Here is a 17398-nt window from a genome sequence, read left to right as displayed (position 1 = left end):
GCGCTTTGCAAGCCGCCTTGTCATTGAAGGGCACCACCCACGGGGATGGAGGACGCACAAAAAGGAGGGAATTCGTCATGAACTGCGTGCTGGAAGCGCTGCAATTCCGCTTCGCCTGCAAGAACTTCGATCCGGAAAAGCGCATACCGCAGGATGTCCTGCGCGAGATCATGGAATGTGCCCGGCTTTCCCCTTCCTCCTTCGGGCTGGAGCCCTGGAAGTTTCTCGTCATTTCCGATCAAAATCTGCGTGAGCGGCTGCGTCCCCACTGCTGGAACCAGCCCCAGATCACCGACTGCTCACATCTCGTGGTCATCCTGGCGCGGTCGGAAACGGTGGATGCCGACAGCCCATACGTGCGCGCCTGTTATGAGCGCAAGGGGGTATCTGAGGAAAAAATCCGCGCTTCGCTGGAGCGCATGAAAAAGTATCAGCAGGAGGAGGTTCTGCCCCGCATGAGCCTCTATGCCTGGTCTTCCAAGCAGTGCTACATCGCGCTTGCCAACATCATGACCGCCGCGGCCGCCGCCGGGGTGGATTCCTGCCCCATTGAAGGCTTCGAGAAGGATGCCGTTGACCGCACCCTCGGCCTGCCCAGGGACGATCTGCAAACGGCGGTCATGGTCGCGCTGGGCTATCGCAAGGGCGAACAGTCTCCGCGTTTCCGCCATCCCTTCGAGAAGGTGGTGGAATTCATCGAATAATCGAATAGGGGCAGGAAACAACCCCAAAATTCACACAAGAAAGGCGGCATCAACTGGCCGCCTTTTTCTTTCTGCGTTTGCAACAAGGATCATTTCCAGAAGGCCGGTGTGAGCACCACCAACAGGGTGAAAAACTCCAGCCGCCCCAGAAGCATGGCAATAGCCAGGAAGATCTTGCTGAGATCGGGCAGGGTGGCGAAGTTGCCCGAGGGGCCGATGATATCGCCCAGCCCGGGGCCGACATTGGTCACGGCCGTGACCGCCGCGGACAGCGCCGTGACGAATTCCACACCCGTTGCCGAAACCAGCACGGCAAAAACGAGCACGGTGGCGAACATCGCCGAGACGAAGGCGAAGACCGAGGCCACGATTTCCTGCGTCACCGAGCGTCCCTGATAGTTGATGGTGACCACACGATGGGGGCTCACCAGCCGTTTCAGATGGGCCGCCATGGCCATGCGCATGATCTGCAGGCGAAAGATCTTCATCCCGCCGGCAGTGGATCCCGTGCAGCCCCCCAGGAACATGATGGCGAAAAAGGCCATGACCGAAAGCGTGCCCCACTGCGTGAAATCGCCAAGGGCATAGCCGGTGGTGGAAATGATGGCCGACACATTGAACGCCGTCTCCCGCAGGGCGACGAGCAACGGATCCTGCCGGATCAGCACGCGCCAGCCCACCAGCAGCAGGATGAAAAATACGACAATCCTGAAAAAGCCCAGCACCTGTGCATCGGCAAAGACCGAAAGGCGCCGCTCCTGAAAGAAGCGTAAGTAAAGCACCAGCGGCACGGAGGAGGCGAGCATGTAAAACGTCGCCACCCAATGAATGGCCGGTTGTGTGAAGAAGCCCATGGAGGCATCATGGGTGGAAAAGCCGCCGGTGGAGATGGTGGTCAGGGCGTGATTGAGCGCATCAAACAGGCGCATGCCCGCCATCTTGTAGGCAAGCGCGCAGGTAATGGTCAGAACCAGATAGGCAGCCGTCAGCCCGGCGATGAACTGTTGCGCCCTTGGCAACAGCTTATCAGAACGGTCCGAACTTTCCGTCTGAAACAATTGCATGCCGCCGATACGCAAGAACGGCAGCATGATCAGGGCCATGACCACGATGCCGATGCCGCCGATCCACTGGGTCAGCGAGCGCCACAGCAGAATGCCGGGCGGCATGCTATCCAGCCCGGTGAAGACGGTGGATCCTGTTGTCGTCAGGCCGGAGACAGCCTCAAACCAGGCATCGGCAAAGCCCTTGCCCTCATTATAGAGCAGATAAGGCAGGGCCGCGGCCAGCGAGACGGCAAGCCAGCTTGTGACCGTGAGAAGAAAACCCTCCCGCACCAGAACGCGATCGGAGAAGGCATCCCGCGAAATCAGCGCCAGCATCAGGCCGGCAAACCCCGTTATCAGGGCCGAGACGGCAAAGACATGCCAGTCCGGATTTTGGGCAAGGACGTCAACGAGCATCGGCGGTATCATGAACAGCGACAGCAGCAGCAGCAGCGCGCCGATCACGAAAAGGATCCGATAGGGATCCACCGGCAATGCCGAGCGGCGCCGGTCTCTGGAAGTTCTGGCCAAGGGTGTGTTCATGTTCAGCGTCACATCTCCTGTGCGCGCTTTAGTGGTTTCTGCTTGTCACAATCCTGCGGCGTCCGCAACGTCCGCCCAAGACAAATGAATGCCGCGGACTGTGCTGGTTGGCATGGCCCCTCTCTTGCCATATCAGGAGCTGAGCGGAATGGAAGAGCTGGGCGGAAGGTCGGGCATCACACCGCCGGTTTCAAGGGGGGAGAAACCGCCTTCTTTCCGGATGATCCCAAAAAGGGGGCAAGGCGCCGTTTGCCGCTGCATGGAAATGCCGTATGGTGTCGCTGATATGAAAAAGAGTCGGGCAGATCCTGCCAGATGCCCGGGTGAAAAACCAGAGAGGATGCGCAAACCATGGGCGAGATTTTCGAACGGGCCGTGGCCGCCCTCAAGTCTCTTCCTGACGAGGATCGCGAGCGGCTTTCGTGGGAAATCATCCAGCGGGTGGAAAGCAAGCTGGAATGGGACCGTCTGGTCAAGACGCCTGAGGCGCGCCGCTGGCTGAAGGCCCAGGCCGAGAAGGCCCTGCGGGATTACAAGGTCATTGCCCGCCGGCTGGGCTACAGTCAGCTTTCGGTGCCTGTGGACAATGTTTTGAGAGAACAGTCCTACTGGCAGCGCTTTGACGAGCTTCCCGGCGACATCCGCGAACTGGCGGAAGAGAACTATCAGCTTTGGAAGAAGAATCCCAATCACCCCAAGCTGCGGTTCAAGCAGATCCTCGATTCCCCCAGGGTCTTTTCCTTCCGCGTCGGCCTGCGCCATCGCACCGTGGGCGTGGAGACGCCGGACGGTCACATGGCCTGGTTCTGGGTCGGCTCCATTGACGATTTCCGCCGCACCGTCGAGGAGGCCGCCGCCGCTCAGGCATAAGGCACATCACCTCCACGGCAGCGCCCCGCAAGTTTGCGGGCTTGGGGAAAAGCGATACGGCGCCGGAAAAACCAAAGGCGCAATAACGCTCAATGGCCTTTATCCTTGCGCGCGCCACCAGTGCAGGAAAAAGGCCAGCATGCCAATGCCGGTGGCCAAGGCCAGCCAGCCGGCCGTGCGCAGAACGAGATCGAGCAGATCCGTCTCTTCCTGCTGGCTTTCGCGGTCCGCCTCAGTGCGATCCTTGCGCGGTTCTTTCGGTTTGTCCGTCATGGCCCGCTTCCCTTGTCGCGGCACATGGTCCTGAGGTGCCCTGAAGGCCAGGGCTATCGCGTATGGCCACGCTGGGGGCGGTGAGCGTGAAAAACATGCCGGCCGGCCAGCCAGGCGCCGATGACAATGAGCACGATACCCGTCATGGCGAGAGCATCCGGCCATTCGCCGAAAACCAGCCATCCCGCCAGCACGCCCCACAGCACGATGGTGTATCGCCAGGGTGCGGTGCGCGCAAGCGGCGCCAAACGAACGGCTATGACGATAAGCACATATGCCGCGGAGAGAAACACCGCCGCAGCAAACAGCATGATCCACGTCTGCATCGTGAAAAGCGCGGCGGACTGAGTGTTTTGGGCAAGGTCTCCCGCCTGCATGGCCCAGAGGGCGAAACCGCCCAGCTGGATGAGAAGGACGTTTGACAGGGCGATCACGAGGGACGGCGCCCCCTCGGGAATGGTGCGGGTGACAACATCGCGTCCCGCAACGCCGATCATGGCGGCGAAAGCCGATAGCGCCCACAAGTCGAAACCTTGCGTGCCGGGATGCACAACCAGCAGCCCGCCGGTCATGCCAATGACGACGGCCAGGATGTCCACGCCAGACAGGCGCTCGCCCAGCCGCCACGCCGCCAGCAGCAGAATGACCAGAGGCGAGAGGTTCATGATGGCAAGCACGTTGGCAATGGGCATGTGCAGCAGGGCGAAGAGATAGAGAAAGGTGACCGCCGTATCCCACAGCGAGCGCACAAGCACCGGCCGGCGAAAGGTCCAGACGAGACTGTGCGGCCCGTGCCCTGGCATTACCATGATCAGGCCGAGAAGGATGGCGATGATGAACAGCCCCCGCAAGGAAATGATCGCGCCGAGCGGCATGTGCGCGCCCAGCCATTTCACCAGGGAATCATTGGCCACATAGAGCGCCATGGTCAGAACCATCAGCGCCGGCCCGGCCAGCGGATTGGATGCGGGTTTCATGCCCGTGTCATGACCCGCAAGCGCCATGCAAGACAAGCCCTGCTTTGAAATAAGAGAGGATCGCGCCGTTTAACCGGCGGGAGCCGTTGTGGAGAGGCTGACGAGAAGGGCGGGGCCCTGTTCAACCCGAGATGTGGCTGCGCATCCGGCCTCGACGAACAGACTCATCGGCGCCTGCATCAAAAGCCGCATGCCGTTCTCCACCGTCCAATTCATGCGCCCGAGGAGGGCCACATGCAGCCGGCTGCGGTTCTGTTCGACAGGCCAGGGATACCTGGCCCCTTCGCCCAGAACCAGCACGGAGAGAGAAACGCGCGCAGAAACGAAAGGCCCATCACTTCCCACCACCGGGGCCTCCGCGACATGCGATGCCAGATCCCGCCAGCGCAGATGCTCCCAGGCGCCGGCCAGCGCCTGTGCCACCTCTTCCTGCTCCGCCAGCAGCCGCGCCAGAGCCAGCGGCAGATGGGAGCAGGCCCTAGCCGATTTCTGTGGCAGCGGTTTCAGCGCGCCGGTGGAAAGATCGGCTTCCGCCAGGGCATGCAGCATGAACAACACACCGGGATTGTCGCGACAGCAGCCATGCACCGCCCGGGCGATGGCGCCGATCAGCCATGTGAGATCGGCATGGATCTCATCCCTGGTCACATGAAGGGTCATGATGTCCCGACCAAGTCATTACAAACACACATCCTGCAACCTGATTAGCACGCCCCTTGTGCCAGCGCAGCGCCTCCCTGCCGTTATGGTTACGCGCTTCAAGTTTCATCGATCGCAGCGCCGGACAATGCCGATCCGTAAAAAGGAATTTTCCCCGTGAAGGAGGCGGCGAGGCGTATCTGCTGTTTTTTCTGTCGGTTGCGGCGCAGGAATGGTATTGTCACCGGCAAGCGGCGGGGCTAAAAGGCTGCGCAGGTTTGCCGGCGGCGATCTATTGCCGGCAGCCCAAGCCAGCCTGACAACCGGCCGTCAAGAGCCGGATCTTTTCCGACCGCACGACCGTCTGAACAGACCTCTACAGGGCACGCAAACATCAGGGGAGGCAGCCGTGGAGTATTTCCTGCAGCAGCTCATCAACGGGCTGACGCTCGGCTCCATCTACGGCCTGATCGCCATAGGCTATACCATGGTCTATGGCATCATCGGCATGATCAACTTCGCCCATGGCGACATCTTCATGATCGGCGCCTTCATCGCGCTCATCACCTTCCTCGTGCTGATGAGCATCGGGCTCACCTTCATCCCCCTGGCGCTGTTCATCGTCCTGATCGTGTCCATGTTCATCACCGCCGCCTATGGCTGGACGGTGGAGCGCCTGGCCTATCGTCCCTTGCGGGAATCCTTCCGTCTCGCCCCCCTGATCACGGCCATTGGCATGTCCATCTTCCTGCAGAACTACGTGATGCATGCCCAGGGCGCGCGGGTGAAGCCGCTGCAGCCGGTGATCACGGGCGGTTACACCATCATGGAAAAGGACGGCTTTGTCGTTCAGATTTCCAACATCCAGCTGCTCATCATCGTGGTCACCATCGTCCTCATGGCCGTATTCTCCTGGCTGATTGCCAAGACACCCCTTGGCCGCGCCCAGCGCGCCTGCGAGCAGGACCGGGTGATGGCCGCGCTTTGCGGCGTGAATGTCGACCGCACCATTTCGTTGACTTTCGTCATCGGCGCCGCGCTTGCGGCGGTGGCGGGCCTGATGTTCCTTCTCTACTATGGCGTGATCGATTTCTACATCGGCTTCATCGCCGGCATTAAGGCCTTCACCGCTGCGGTGCTCGGCGGCATCGGCTCCCTGCCCGGCGCCATGCTGGGCGGTCTCATCATCGGCCTGATCGAGACATTCTGGTCGGCCTATTTCACCATTGAATACAAGGACGTGGCGGCGTTCTCCATGCTGGCCATCGTTCTGATCTTCCTGCCTTCGGGCCTGCTGGGCAAACCGGAAGTGGAGAAGGTGTAAGGCCATGAGCGAGGCAGCCGCAACCTCCGCCCCGCGTCCCGCCGCCGGCGATCCGCAGGCGCAAGGGGGCGAAAACCGCCTTGTCGCAGCGCTGAAGGATGCCTTTTTCGCATCCCTCCTTGCCTTTGTCCTCACCTCCGTCATGCTGGGGGTGAAAACCGTGGACACCGCAAAGGGGCTGGACATCGAATACCGCCCCCAGCTTCTGATCATCGCCGTGGTCACGGTGTTCATCGGCCGCCTGCTTCTGCGGCTCTTCTGGTGGCGGGAAGGCGCCGGCGCCCGCAAGGCCCTGGAGGGCACATCATCGGCGTTGGGCAAGGTCCTGGCCCCGGTCCGGCCGTATATCGCGCCCGGCTTCATCGCCTTCGCCTTCGTCCTGCCGTTCCTGCCCTTCGCCGATCGCCAGGTGGTGGATATCGGCATTCTCGTGCTCACATACGTCCTGCTTGGCTGGGGGCTGAACGTCGTGGTGGGACTGGCCGGCCTGCTCGATCTCGGCTACGTCGCCTTCTATGCGGTGGGCGCCTATTCCTATGCATTGCTGGCCCTGCATTTCGGTTGGGGTTTCTGGGAAGCGCTGCCTGTCGCCGGCATTCTTGCCGCCATCTGGGGCATGATCCTCGGCTTTCCCGTGTTGCGCCTGCGTGGTGACTATCTGGCCATTGTCACGCTGGCCTTCGGTGAGATCATCCGCGTGGTCTTGCTCAACTGGGTGGATGTGACCAACGGCCCGGATGGCATTTCCGGCATTCCGCGCCCCACCTTCTTCGGCCTTGCCGAGTTCAAGCGTTTCGGCGAGAGCACGTTCCATCAGATGTTCGGGCTCGAGTATTCCTCGATGCACCGCATCATTTTCCTCTATTACATCATCCTCGTGCTGGCGATGATCACCAATTTCGTCACCATGCGCCTGCGGCGCCTGCCGGTGGGCCGCGCCTGGGAGGCCATGCGCGAGGATGAAATCGCCTGCCGCGCCCTTGGCATCAACACCACCAACACCAAGCTCACCGCTTTCGCCATCGGCGCCTTCTTCGGCGGGCTTGGCGGCTCCTTCTTCGCCACGCGTCAGGGCTTCATCTCGCCGGAATCCTTCACCTTCATCGAATCCGCCATCATCCTCGCCATCGTGGTGCTGGGCGGCATGGGCAGTCAGCTCGGCGTGGCGCTGGCGGCGGTGGTCATGATCGGCGGCTTTGAGGCCTTGCGCAATCTCGACTTCGTCAAGGCCTTTGTCGAGAACAACTTCGGCATCGAGGACTTTGATCCCAACGAATACCGCATGCTGATCTTTGGCCTGCTCATGGTGGTGATCATGGTCTGGAAGCCGCGCGGCTTCGTCGGAACGCGCATGCCCACCGTCTTCCTGGGCAAGGAGCGCAAGGCCATTTCCGGTGATCTGGTCAAGGAGGGCGAGGGATGAGCGAACAAGCCCGCAAGACCGATCCGGTCCTCATCGTCGAGCACATGACCATGCGCTTCGGCGGCCTCATTGCCGTGGATGATCTCTCCTTTGAGGCCTATCGCAACGACATCACCGCCATCATCGGCCCCAACGGTGCCGGCAAGACCACGGTCTTCAACTGCATCACCGGCTTTTACAAGCCCACCACCGGCCGCCTCACCCTGCGCCATCGTGACGGCGGGGAATACCTGCTTGAGCGCATGGACGATTTCCGCATCGCCCGCGAGGCCAGGGTGGCGCGTACCTTTCAGAACATCCGCCTTTTCTCCGGCATGACGGCGCTCGAAAACCTTCTGGTGGCGCAGCACAATGTGCTCATGCGCGCGTCCGGCTTCAGCTTCGGCGCTGTGCTGCTGCCCTGGATGTACAAGCCGCGTGAAAAGGAGGCCATCGAGAAGGCGCGCTACTGGCTGAACATGGTGGGGCTGGAGCATCGCGCCGACTATCCGGCAGGCGATCTGCCCTATGGCGAGCAGCGCAAGCTGGAGATCGCCCGCGCCATGTGTGCCGATCCGGTGCTGCTGTGTCTGGACGAGCCGGCCGCCGGCCTCAACCCCAGGGAATCCGATGAGCTCACCAAACTTCTCGGCACCATCCGCGAGAAGCACGATCTCTCCATCCTGCTCATCGAGCATGACATGAGCGTGGTGATGAACATCTCCGACCACATCGTCGTGCTGGATTACGGCAAGAAGATCTCCGACGGCACGCCCGAGCACGTGCGCAACGATCCGGCCGTGATCGCGGCCTATCTGGGTGTGGAGGAAGACGAGGCGGAGGAGCTGGCATCATGAGCGCAGCCGCCGATAAGCGCCCGCTTCTGGAAGTGCGGGGAGTGTCCGCCTTCTATGGCAAGATTCAGGCGCTGCACAAGGTGAACATGGAGGTGCACGAGGGCGAGATCGTCACCATGATCGGCGCCAACGGGGCTGGCAAGTCCACCCTGATGATGACCATTTTCGGCCGCCCCCGTGCCCGCGAGGGCCGCATCTATTTCGACGGCCGCGACATTACGGACATGCCCACCCATGAGATCGCCCGTCTTGGCCTGGCGCAGTCGCCGGAAGGGCGGCGCATCTTTCCGCGCATGACCGTTCTGGAAAACCTGCAGATGGGGGCGATGCTCGCCGATCCCGAACATTTCGAGGAGGATCTCGCCCGCGTTTTCGAGCTGTTTCCCGTGCTGGAAAAGCGCCAGCATCAGCGCGGCGGCACGCTCTCCGGCGGCGAGCAGCAGATGCTGGCCATCGCCCGCGCCCTGATGAGCCGGCCGCGTTTTCTGCTGCTGGACGAGCCCTCTCTGGGCCTGGCACCGCTGATCGTGCGCCAGATCTTTGATGTGATCCGCGAACTCAACGAAACGCGCAAGCTCACCGTCTTCCTCGTGGAGCAGAACGCCTATCACGCCTTGAAACTGGCGCATCGCGGCTATGTGCTGGTGAACGGGCACATCACCATGTCCGGCACCGGCGAGGAGCTTCTGGCGCGGGAGGAAGTGCGCGCGGCCTATCTGGAGGGAGGTGCGTGATGGTGCTGCCGTTCACGGAAAGCTCTCTCGGCGTTTTCATTGGCCTCACCGTCATCATCGGCGGCGGCGCCGCCTGGCTGGCCGGCCGGGCCCTGGCGCTGAAATGGCGCCCCGTCTGGCAGCTTGTCATTTACATGCTCCTGCTCGCCGCCGCCGTGCGCTTTCTGCACTACGCGCTGTTTCAGGAGCCGCTGCTTTCGCTGAAATCGTATATCGCCGATGCCGTGGTGCTGGAGCTTGCCGCTCTTCTCGGCTTTCGCATCACGCGCGTGCGCCAGATGGTCCGGCAGTATTACTGGCTCTACGAACCCGCAGGTCCCCTCTTCTGGAAGGAACGCAAGAACAGTGAGGCCTGACCCTGGCGATCAGACCATGCCATGGGATTGAGGGGGGGGGGTCTTTACACTCTTCATTGACCCGGGCCGGGCACGGGGCGGCACACGCCCGCCGTCACACCTGGCTCTCACTCCACCCCCTGCATGGCCAGAAACTGCGCGGTGACCGTATCCATTGTCGAGACATGCTGCGTCAGCCAGGCGGGGAATTCCTCACGCACGAAGCGCAAAAGCGCCTGCCGCCCGTCGTCGCTTGCGCAGTTCTCGCACAGGTCCTTCACCCGCGCCCGCATCAGCTCATGCTCGTGGCGATGAATGGGATAGGGCGGAAAGCCATATTGTTCCATCAGCCGCTCCTCACGTGAGAAATGCTCTTCCACGTGATCGAGAAAGGCCCGTGCCGCCTCGGCGATGGCATCGTTTTCGCCGTCTTCAAGCGCCTTTTCCAGCGCAGCGAGCACCTCAAGCTCTTCTGCATGCACGGCGTTCATGGAAGGAACGGCGACCTGTGGCAGTTCGAAATGCGGCATGAGACTGTTTCCCCCCGGTTTGTGCATTTGCAACAGCTGAATGTTGCCCCGTTGAAAGCTCCGGATGGCGCATGCCGCTTTGACTTTCATCAATAACGCATCACCACAGGGCGGAAAGGCACTTTTTCGCACGGGTGATGGCGAAGCATCCGCTCATAAACCTTGATCTCAAAATGACGCGGCAAAGCCATATTCAATTTTAGATAGCATTAAGTCTGGATGGTTATTTTAACAATCAAATCAGTCATTCAACCCTTAAGGCGAGGGAGAAAGCACATGCGCATTAAAGTGTTTGCTGTCTTGATTTCCACTGTATTGATGTTTCTCAATATTGAGGTGGCTCATGCCAAGAAAGGATTCATCCCAGTCTCTGTGCCGACTGGATATGTAGAGAAGGTGGTTGATCTTCCTGATGAACCACCATTTAAATATAAAGAAGGAGTTTATGTTGATATTGGTTATTTGCACAATTTTATTGGGAAAGATAAATGGGTTGGCTATATAGGCAGCGCCACCAGTTATGTTGAACTCAAGGATGGCGCTTTAGAATTTCTTGTTCTTGCCGGATATCTTGAGAAAAAGCCTTCGCCACCAAAAAGCACGCCATTTATTAACATGGCAATCTATGCCTTGTGGATAGGCTCTCTCGTCCTTGTCGGGAAAGTCTTGCTACGGCAGCATAAAACCGGGCAACCGGCACCTTCTTCAGACACCATGCTTGCGCTGAATGAAGAACAAACTACAAGTCCACATGGCTCGACTTTCGACAAAAATTTGCAAGCGCGTTTTAAGGCCCTTGCTCTTGAAAATGCAAGGGTACGGGAAGAAGAGCAGGGTGGTTCACTGATGGATCAGTCTGCACAACCGACAGGCTGGCCGGCCACACCTGTTTCTCAGGATTTTGCTGCTGAAACTCTCGCGCGCCCAGAAACCCCTCAATCGCATGTGCCATTTGCCTCTGACGGCATTGGCAAACACCAGCAATTTGCCGAGAAACAACCCGCCTCCTCTGCTGCAGCACCGGTGAAAACCCATGCGGGATTAACAGAGGAAATGCCCGGAAATAACAACCTCTCTCAGCCCGGTTCTGCACCGGTTTTTGGCAAGCGGAGAATCTGATCGGGGCGAAACATCTGGAAGGTGAAAAATCTCTAAGAAAACGTCCTCGTCCAAGTGACGATGGAAGAGATCGTAAAAAGGCGGCCCGCTACACGACACTTGTATCGTCATACCGGCGAAAGCCGGTATCTAAGGCCACAAACGCATGAGTTTGCGGCCCGAGACCCCGGCTTTCGCCGGGGTGACGAGAAAGATGGCAACGTTGTGTCGTGTAGTATGAAAAGGCGGCCCGATTTCCCGGCATGGAGTTGAACATTCACTCCTCTTCCAGCGCTTCCATGGCGGCGAAGCGGGCCGCCTTTTCTCGGTCATAGCCGCGGGCGGCGTCCAGCAGGTTGCGGGTGTATTCCTCCCGCGGCGTGCCTGCCCGCAGCTGCTCCACGGTCATTTCCTCCACGAAGCGACCATGCTGCATCACCGCCAGTCGCTCGCACATGTGGGCAATGACGGCGAGGTTGTGGGAAACGAGCACATAGGTCAGCCCGTGCTCGTCCTTCAGCCGCTTGAGCAGGTTGAGCACTTCCGCCTGAATGGAAACATCCAGCGCCGAGGTCGGCTCATCGAGCAGCACGATCTTCGGCTCCAGCATCAGGGCGCGGGCGATGGCCACGCGTTGGCGCTGCCCACCCGAGAGCTGATGGGGATAGCGGAAGCGAAACTCGGGCCCCAGGCCGACATCGGCCAGCGCTTTCAGCACGCGCTCGGCCCGCTCCTGCCTGTCGCCGATGCCATGGATGATCAGCGGCTCGGATAACGTGGCATCGATGGTGCGGCGCGGGTGCAGGCTGGCATAGGGGTCCTGAAACACCATCTGCACCGTGCGGCAAAAGGCTGCGTCGCGGTCATGGCCCAAAGGCTGTCCGAAAATCTCCATCCGGCCGCCGGTCACGGGCGCCAGCCCCGTAATGGCGCGTAAAACCGTGGACTTGCCGGAGCCGGATTCGCCAACCAGCCCGTAGGTCTCTCCTTCCCGCACCTGAAAGGAGACGCCCCTTACCGCCTGAAAGGCCTCGCGCCCCTGCCCGAAAACAACGGAGAGGTCTTTAACGGCAATTGCGGGAGTGTCCGCCGCAGTCATTTCAGGCCTCCTCAAGCCAGGCAGGATCACGCTTCAGCGTCTGCAGCCATTCCCGCGGTTCATCAATGCGCGGCAGCGAGGCCAGAAGCCCGCGTGTATAAGGATGTTGCGCCTCATGCAGCCGCTTTGCCTCGATCACTTCCATCACCCGCCCCGCATACATGATGATCACCCGGTCACAGAAGCTGGCCACCAGATCGAGGTCATGACTGATGAACATCAGGCCCATGCCCCGGCTGCTGACCAGATCGTCCATGATCGCCAGAACCTGCATGGCCACGGTCACATCCAGCGCCGATGTGGGCTCATCGGCAATCAGCAGATCCGGCTCCGGGATCAGCATCATCGCGATCATCACCCGCTGCCCCATGCCGCCGGACAGCTCGTGCGGCCAGGCGTGATAGACCCGCTCCGGATCGCGAATGCGCACCGCTTTCAGCATTTCAAGGGCGCGTTCCTTCGCTTCGCGGCGGGAAACCCGGCGGTGCACGCGGAAGGCCTCGGCGATCTGATCGCCCACCCGCATCACCGGATTGAGCGAAAACTTGGGGTCCTGCATGATCATGGCGATGCGATCGCCGCGGATCGCCCGCATGGTCCGTTCATCCGCCGAGAGAAGATCGATGCCGTCAAAGACCATGCGTCTGGCCCGCACCACTCCCGGCGGCCGGATCAGGCGCAGGATGGACCGACCGGTCACCGACTTGCCGGAACCGGATTCGCCAACGATGCCGATCTTCTCTCGTCCCATCGACAGCGACAGCCCGCGCACCGCATGCGTAATCCCGCGGCGGCCATGAAAATCCACGCGCAGATCCTCAATCTCCAGAAGCGGCCGTGGCGCCTGCGCATCCGTGGCAGTGCCCGCGCCTTTGTCCTCCTGCGTGTGTTCCGCAAGGGCAGCAGGAGTTTCCTGCCTGTCCGTCGTCATGCCTGGCCACTCCTTGGATCGAGCGCATCACGCAGGCCGTCTCCCAGCAGGTTGAAGCCCAGGGAAACGAGGAAAATGGCAATGCCCGGCATGGTCGCCACCCACCACTGATCAAGCAGGAACTTGCGGCCCTCGGCGATCATTGCCCCCCACTCCGGCGTGGGCGGTTGCGCGCCCAGGCCGAGAAAGCCCAGGCCCGCCGCGGTCAGGATGATGCCGGCCATGTCCAGGGTCACGCGCACGATCACCGAGGAGACGCACATGGGCACGATGTGGGCAAGCACGATGCGCGCATCGGACGCGCCCTGCAGGCGCGAGGCCATGATGTAATCGGCATTGCGCACCGTGAGGGTCTCCGCGCGGGCGATGCGGGCGTAAGGCGGCCAGCTGGTGATGGCGATGGCGAGAATGGCGTTGCCGATGCCCGGCCCCAGCGCCGCCACGAAGGCCAGCGCGAGAATGAGCTTGGGAAAGGCGAGGATGATGTCGGTAATCCGCATCAGAACGATATCAACCCAGCCGCCGAAATAGCCCGAGACCGTGCCAACAAGCAGGCCGAACAGCGGCGCGGTGATGGTCACCAGCCCCACGATGTAAAGCGTGATGCGCGATCCGGCGATCACGCGGGAATAGATGTCGCGCCCAAGCCCGTCCGTGCCCAGCAGATGCCCCTTCTCTCCCGGCGGCAGCAGACGGTCGGAAAGGTTCTGCGCCAGCGGATCGTGCGTCATCAAAAGCGGTGCGAACACGGCCACGAGCACAAGGGCAACGATGATGAGCAGCCCCGTCACCGCCAGGGGATTGGAAGAGAATTTCAGCCAGGTCAGCCAGGCGCGCACACAGCGGGCCTGAAAGGCCGAAGTCGGCGCATCGCTCTCCAGCCAGGCGCGCAGGCCCCCCGCGCCGGAAGGCGCTTCCTCCGGAACGGGCGGAACGGATCGGTCATTGCCTTTCTTCGTCATCAGCGTGCCCTCGGGTCCACGATGCGATAGAGGAAATCCGACAGCAGGTTGAGCCCCACAAAGACCGTGCCCACCACAATAGTGCCGCCCAGCACCGCCGCCATGTCCGCCGAGACGAGCGCGTTGGTGATGTAAAAACCAAGCCCCGGCCAGGCAAAGACGGTCTCGGTCAGCACCGAGCCCTCCAGCAGCGAGGCATAGGAGAGCGCAATCACCGTGATCAGCGGCACCATCACGTTGCCCAGCGCATGCACCCAGATCACCCGAAACTCGGACAGGCCCTTCACGCGGGCGGTGGTGATGTATTCCTGCCCCAGCTGCTCCAGCATGAAGGAGCGTGTCATGCGTGCGATGTAGGCGAGGGAATAGTAGCCAAGGATGGAGGCAGGCAGGACGATGTGAGAGACCGCATTCCAGAAAATGTCCATGTCTCCGGCCAGCAGGGCATCGATCAGGATCATGCCGGTCACCGTCGGCACCATGCCGTCATAATAGATGTCCAGCCGCCCCGGGCCGCCCACCCAGCCGAGCTTGCCGTAAAACAGCAGCAACCCCATCAGCCCCAGCCAGAACACCGGGACGGAATAGCCGATCAGGCCGATCACCCGCACGAGATGATCGGGCCAGCGCCCGGCGTGCACCGCGGCAAGAACACCCATCGGCACGCCCAGCACCACGCCGATGATGGTGGCGAGTGTCGCAAGCTCGAAGGTGGCGGGCACCACCCTCTGGATGTCCTCGATCACCGGCCGCGATGTAAGCAGCGACACGCCAAGGTCACCATGCAGCACCTGCCAGACATACATGGCGAACTGCACGATCAGGGGCTTGTCCAGCCCCATGGCCTTGCGCGTCGCCTCGTAGACCTCCGGCGGGGCGCGTTCGCCGACCACGGCCAGCACCGGATCGATGGGAATGACGCGGCCGATGAAGAAGGTGATGGCGAGAAGGCCGAGAAAGGTGACGATCAGCGAGACGAACAGCCGCAGGAAGGGGCGCAGGCGATCATACAGGCGCCGGAGCAGGGGATCCTCCCCGGCGCCGCCGGATCGCATGCCGACGCTGTCGCTTCTGAAATCCGACATGGGCCTTCTCTTGAACCGGAGAAAAAGGAGCCGGGAGGCATCAAGCCTCCCGACCCGTTCAGGAAGCAAACGCTCAGTCCTTCGTCACCGTCCAGTAGTGCACCTGCGAGATGGCGCCGCCGGTGATGAAGCCGTTCACGTTCTTGCGCATGGCCGACTGAATGATCTGCTGGAACATGATCACATACGGCCCTTCGCGCTGCACCTTGCGCTGCAGCTCGCGATACATCTCCGCACGCTTGGCCGTATCCTTCTCCAGAACGGCCGCCTCGGTCATCTTGTTGACCTCCGGATTGAACCACGAATTGCGCCAAGCCAGCTTGCCGGTCAGCTTGGCCTCGTCGCGGTTGTCCGGATTGTGAGCGAAGGAATCGGCGTTGGTGTGCGGATCAGGATAGTCCGGCCCCCAGGCGCCGAGATAGATCTCATGCTTGCGGGCGCGGTACTCGGTAAGGATCTGCTTGCCGGTGCCCACGACGAGCTCGGCCTTGATCCCCACCTTGGCAAAGGTGTTCTGCAGCGATTGCGCAATCTCCAGCCGGTCCTGCGCATTGCGCACATAGATCTTCACCGAAAAACCATCGCCATGCCCGGCCTCCTTCAGCAGGGCCCGCGCCTTTTCGATATTAAGCGTATAAGGCTTCTCCTTCAGCTCGCCGAGATAGGTCAGCGGCAGGAAGGCCTGATGCACCACATACTGCCCACGCAGGAAGGACTTGGTCATGCCCTCGTAATCGGCCAGATAGCGGAAGGCCTCCCGCACCTTGGGCTTGGAGAGGATTGGATGCTTCTGGTTGAGGGCGAAATACATGATCCGGCCCTTCAGGTCGTTCTCCACCTTCAGGTCCGGGTTTTTCATCACCGCGGCGATATCATCGGGGGTGAGCTTGCGGGCCACGTCGACATCGCCCTTCTCCAGCAGCAGCCGCTGCGAGGAGCTTTCCTCGATATGGCGCACGAAGACGGCCTTCATCGCCACCTTGCCGCGCCAGTAGTCCCCGGCCCGGTCAAGCACATAGATCTCGTTGGGCTTCCATACCCGCAGCTTGTAGGCGCCGGAGCCGGCGGAATGGGTCTTCAGCCAGCCGTTGCCAAAATCGCCATCCTTTTCATGCTCTTTCAGCAGCTTGGAATCGACGATGCCGGCAATCGGCGCCGTCAGGCAGTTGTAGACGAACGAGGGCGCATAGGGCTTGTTGGTGACGATTTGCACCGTGTAGTCATCCAGCGCCTTGATCTTCTCATCCACATTCTCCGGCGTGAAGCCAAACTGCGTGAGGATGAACGACGGCGTCTTCTTCAGTTTCACCGCCCGGCGCAGGGAATAGACCACATCATGGGCGGTGAGAGGATTGCCGCTGTGAAACTTCAGGCCCTTGCGGATCTTGAAGGTGTAGGTCACGCCATCGTCGGCCAGCGACCAGCTTTCGGCCACTCCGGGCTTTAAGGGGCCGAAGTTCTTGGGATCAAAGGTGATGAGGCGGTCATAGACGTTCTGGGCATAATCATAGGCCGAGAACTCGAACATCTCCGCGGGATCGAGCGAGATGAGATCGTCGATCTTGTCGGCCACGACGAGAACGTCCTTGGGCGTCTTGGCCAGCGCAGGCCCATAGCTGCCGGCCAGGGTGAGAAGCCCCGCCGCGGTCGCCGTCAGAAGGGCGCGTCGGGTCAGTGCATGAAGCATGTTTATCCTCCCTCTTTCCTCCGTTTGCTTGAGGCCTTCGCCCACATGAAAGGCGAAAGCCGCATATGCCGGCGCCACATATGCCTCTCTCCCGTCCCGGGCGGGCGCCGGTTATCAACGCGTGACCTGATGAAATCAGAAAAACCGATCACTTCACCAGATGAATGGTCACGCCAATGCCGCCATTATGCGCCAGCCCGCGCCGCTTGGAAACACGCCCTTTTGGCGAGAGGAAAGATCTCATCACGCCATGCGCGACAGAACCGGCGCCCGGCACGTATCCGGCGTGGATATCCTTTCAT

General features: G+C 61.0%; 18 protein-coding genes. 8 read left to right on the top strand and 10 right to left on the bottom strand.

The window, feature by feature from the left end:
• Positions 1–77 precede the first annotated feature (77 nt).
• Positions 78–704, top strand: coding sequence for an NAD(P)H-dependent oxidoreductase (locus EK16_RS05070; RefSeq protein WP_038035121.1), 627 nt, complete (start codon positions 78–80; stop codon positions 702–704).
• An 89-nt stretch (positions 705–793) separates the two neighbouring features.
• On the opposite strand, the gene EK16_RS05065 is transcribed toward EK16_RS05070, so the two are convergent.
• Positions 794–2293: a TrkH family potassium uptake protein gene (locus EK16_RS05065; RefSeq protein ID WP_156098490.1), complete on the bottom strand. Its 1500-nt coding sequence runs from the start codon at positions 2291–2293 to the stop codon at positions 794–796.
• 351 nt (positions 2294–2644) lie between these two features.
• On the opposite strand from EK16_RS05065, the gene EK16_RS11460 reads away from it, so the two are divergent.
• Positions 2645–3163, top strand: a complete 519-nt coding sequence (locus EK16_RS11460) for a hypothetical protein (RefSeq protein ID WP_051928954.1) — start codon at positions 2645–2647, stop codon at positions 3161–3163.
• Positions 3164–3262: 99 nt separating this feature from the next.
• Here EK16_RS11460 and EK16_RS12205 read toward each other — a convergent pair whose 3' ends face one another.
• Genes EK16_RS12205 through EK16_RS05050 form a run of 3 tightly spaced genes read right to left on the bottom strand, consistent with a single transcriptional unit; the run spans position 3263 to position 5073 of the window.
• Positions 3263–3436, bottom strand: a complete 174-nt coding sequence (locus EK16_RS12205; protein ID WP_156098489.1) for a hypothetical protein — start codon at positions 3434–3436, stop codon at positions 3263–3265.
• 53 nt (positions 3437–3489) lie between these two features.
• Positions 3490–4440 (bottom strand): DMT family transporter, encoded by a 951-nt coding sequence (locus tag EK16_RS05055; RefSeq protein WP_038035120.1) that lies wholly within the window; start codon positions 4438–4440, stop codon positions 3490–3492.
• Positions 4441–4482: 42 nt separating this feature from the next.
• Entirely contained in the window at positions 4483–5073 is a 591-nt protein-coding gene (locus tag EK16_RS05050) for a hypothetical protein (RefSeq protein ID WP_038035118.1), read from the bottom strand.
• Between the two features lie 388 nt (positions 5074–5461).
• Here EK16_RS05050 and EK16_RS05045 point away from each other — a divergent pair, with 388 nt between their 5' ends.
• From EK16_RS05045 to EK16_RS05025, 5 genes are read left to right on the top strand one after another with little or no spacing between them, the layout of a single operon-like run.
• A complete protein-coding gene (locus tag EK16_RS05045; protein ID WP_038035117.1) occupies positions 5462–6376 on the top strand; it encodes an ABC transporter permease subunit in 915 nt (304 codons plus the stop codon).
• 4 nt (positions 6377–6380) lie between these two features.
• Positions 6381–7799: a high-affinity branched-chain amino acid ABC transporter permease LivM gene (livM, locus tag EK16_RS05040; RefSeq protein ID WP_038035116.1), complete on the top strand. Its 1419-nt coding sequence runs from the start codon at positions 6381–6383 to the stop codon at positions 7797–7799.
• The gene (locus EK16_RS05035; protein ID WP_038035113.1) at positions 7796–8635 is read left to right on the top strand and encodes an ABC transporter ATP-binding protein; all 840 of its coding nucleotides are present in this window, start codon (positions 7796–7798) and stop codon (positions 8633–8635) included. The genes livM and EK16_RS05035 overlap by 4 nt, the downstream gene beginning before the upstream one ends.
• Positions 8632–9369, top strand: coding sequence for an ABC transporter ATP-binding protein (locus EK16_RS05030; RefSeq protein WP_038035111.1), 738 nt, complete (start codon positions 8632–8634; stop codon positions 9367–9369). Before EK16_RS05035 ends, EK16_RS05030 begins: the two co-directional genes overlap by 4 nt.
• Entirely contained in the window at positions 9369–9725 is a 357-nt protein-coding gene (locus EK16_RS05025) for a DUF6867 family protein (RefSeq protein WP_038035110.1), read from the top strand. The genes EK16_RS05030 and EK16_RS05025 overlap by 1 nt, the downstream gene beginning before the upstream one ends.
• A gap of 107 nt (positions 9726–9832) precedes the next feature.
• On the opposite strand, the gene EK16_RS05020 is transcribed toward EK16_RS05025, so the two are convergent.
• Complete coding sequence (locus EK16_RS05020; RefSeq protein ID WP_038035108.1) at positions 9833–10234, bottom strand: bacteriohemerythrin; 402 nt, start codon at positions 10232–10234, stop codon at positions 9833–9835.
• 276 nt (positions 10235–10510) lie between these two features.
• Here EK16_RS05020 and EK16_RS12200 point away from each other — a divergent pair, with 276 nt between their 5' ends.
• Entirely contained in the window at positions 10511–11353 is an 843-nt protein-coding gene (locus EK16_RS12200; RefSeq protein WP_156098488.1) for a hypothetical protein, read from the top strand.
• A gap of 256 nt (positions 11354–11609) precedes the next feature.
• Here the strand turns inward: EK16_RS12200 and EK16_RS05015 are convergent, their stop codons facing one another.
• From EK16_RS05015 to EK16_RS04995, 5 genes are all read right to left on the bottom strand, one after another.
• A complete protein-coding gene (locus tag EK16_RS05015; protein ID WP_038035106.1) occupies positions 11610–12431 on the bottom strand; it encodes an ABC transporter ATP-binding protein in 822 nt (273 codons plus the stop codon).
• Between the two features lies 1 nt (position 12432).
• Positions 12433–13362: an ABC transporter ATP-binding protein gene (locus tag EK16_RS05010; protein ID WP_081910275.1), complete on the bottom strand. Its 930-nt coding sequence runs from the start codon at positions 13360–13362 to the stop codon at positions 12433–12435.
• Positions 13359–14324, bottom strand: coding sequence for a nickel transporter permease (gene nikC / locus EK16_RS05005; RefSeq protein WP_081910274.1), 966 nt, complete (start codon positions 14322–14324; stop codon positions 13359–13361). The genes EK16_RS05010 and nikC overlap by 4 nt, the downstream gene beginning before the upstream one ends.
• Entirely contained in the window at positions 14324–15409 is a 1086-nt protein-coding gene (locus EK16_RS05000; RefSeq protein ID WP_081910273.1) for an ABC transporter permease, read from the bottom strand. Before EK16_RS05000 ends, nikC begins: the two co-directional genes overlap by 1 nt.
• 73 nt (positions 15410–15482) lie before the next feature.
• Positions 15483–17096, bottom strand: a complete 1614-nt coding sequence (locus EK16_RS04995; protein ID WP_038035939.1) for an ABC transporter substrate-binding protein — start codon at positions 17094–17096, stop codon at positions 15483–15485.
• Positions 17097–17398 lie beyond the last annotated feature (302 nt).

It is taken from the genome of Thermopetrobacter sp. TC1, assembly GCF_000746275.1.
Taxonomy (GTDB): Bacteria; Pseudomonadota; Alphaproteobacteria; order Rhizobiales; family Aestuariivirgaceae; genus Thermopetrobacter.
The sequence above is the reverse complement of the archived record's forward strand: the minus strand, read 5'-3'. Positions and strand labels throughout refer to the sequence as shown.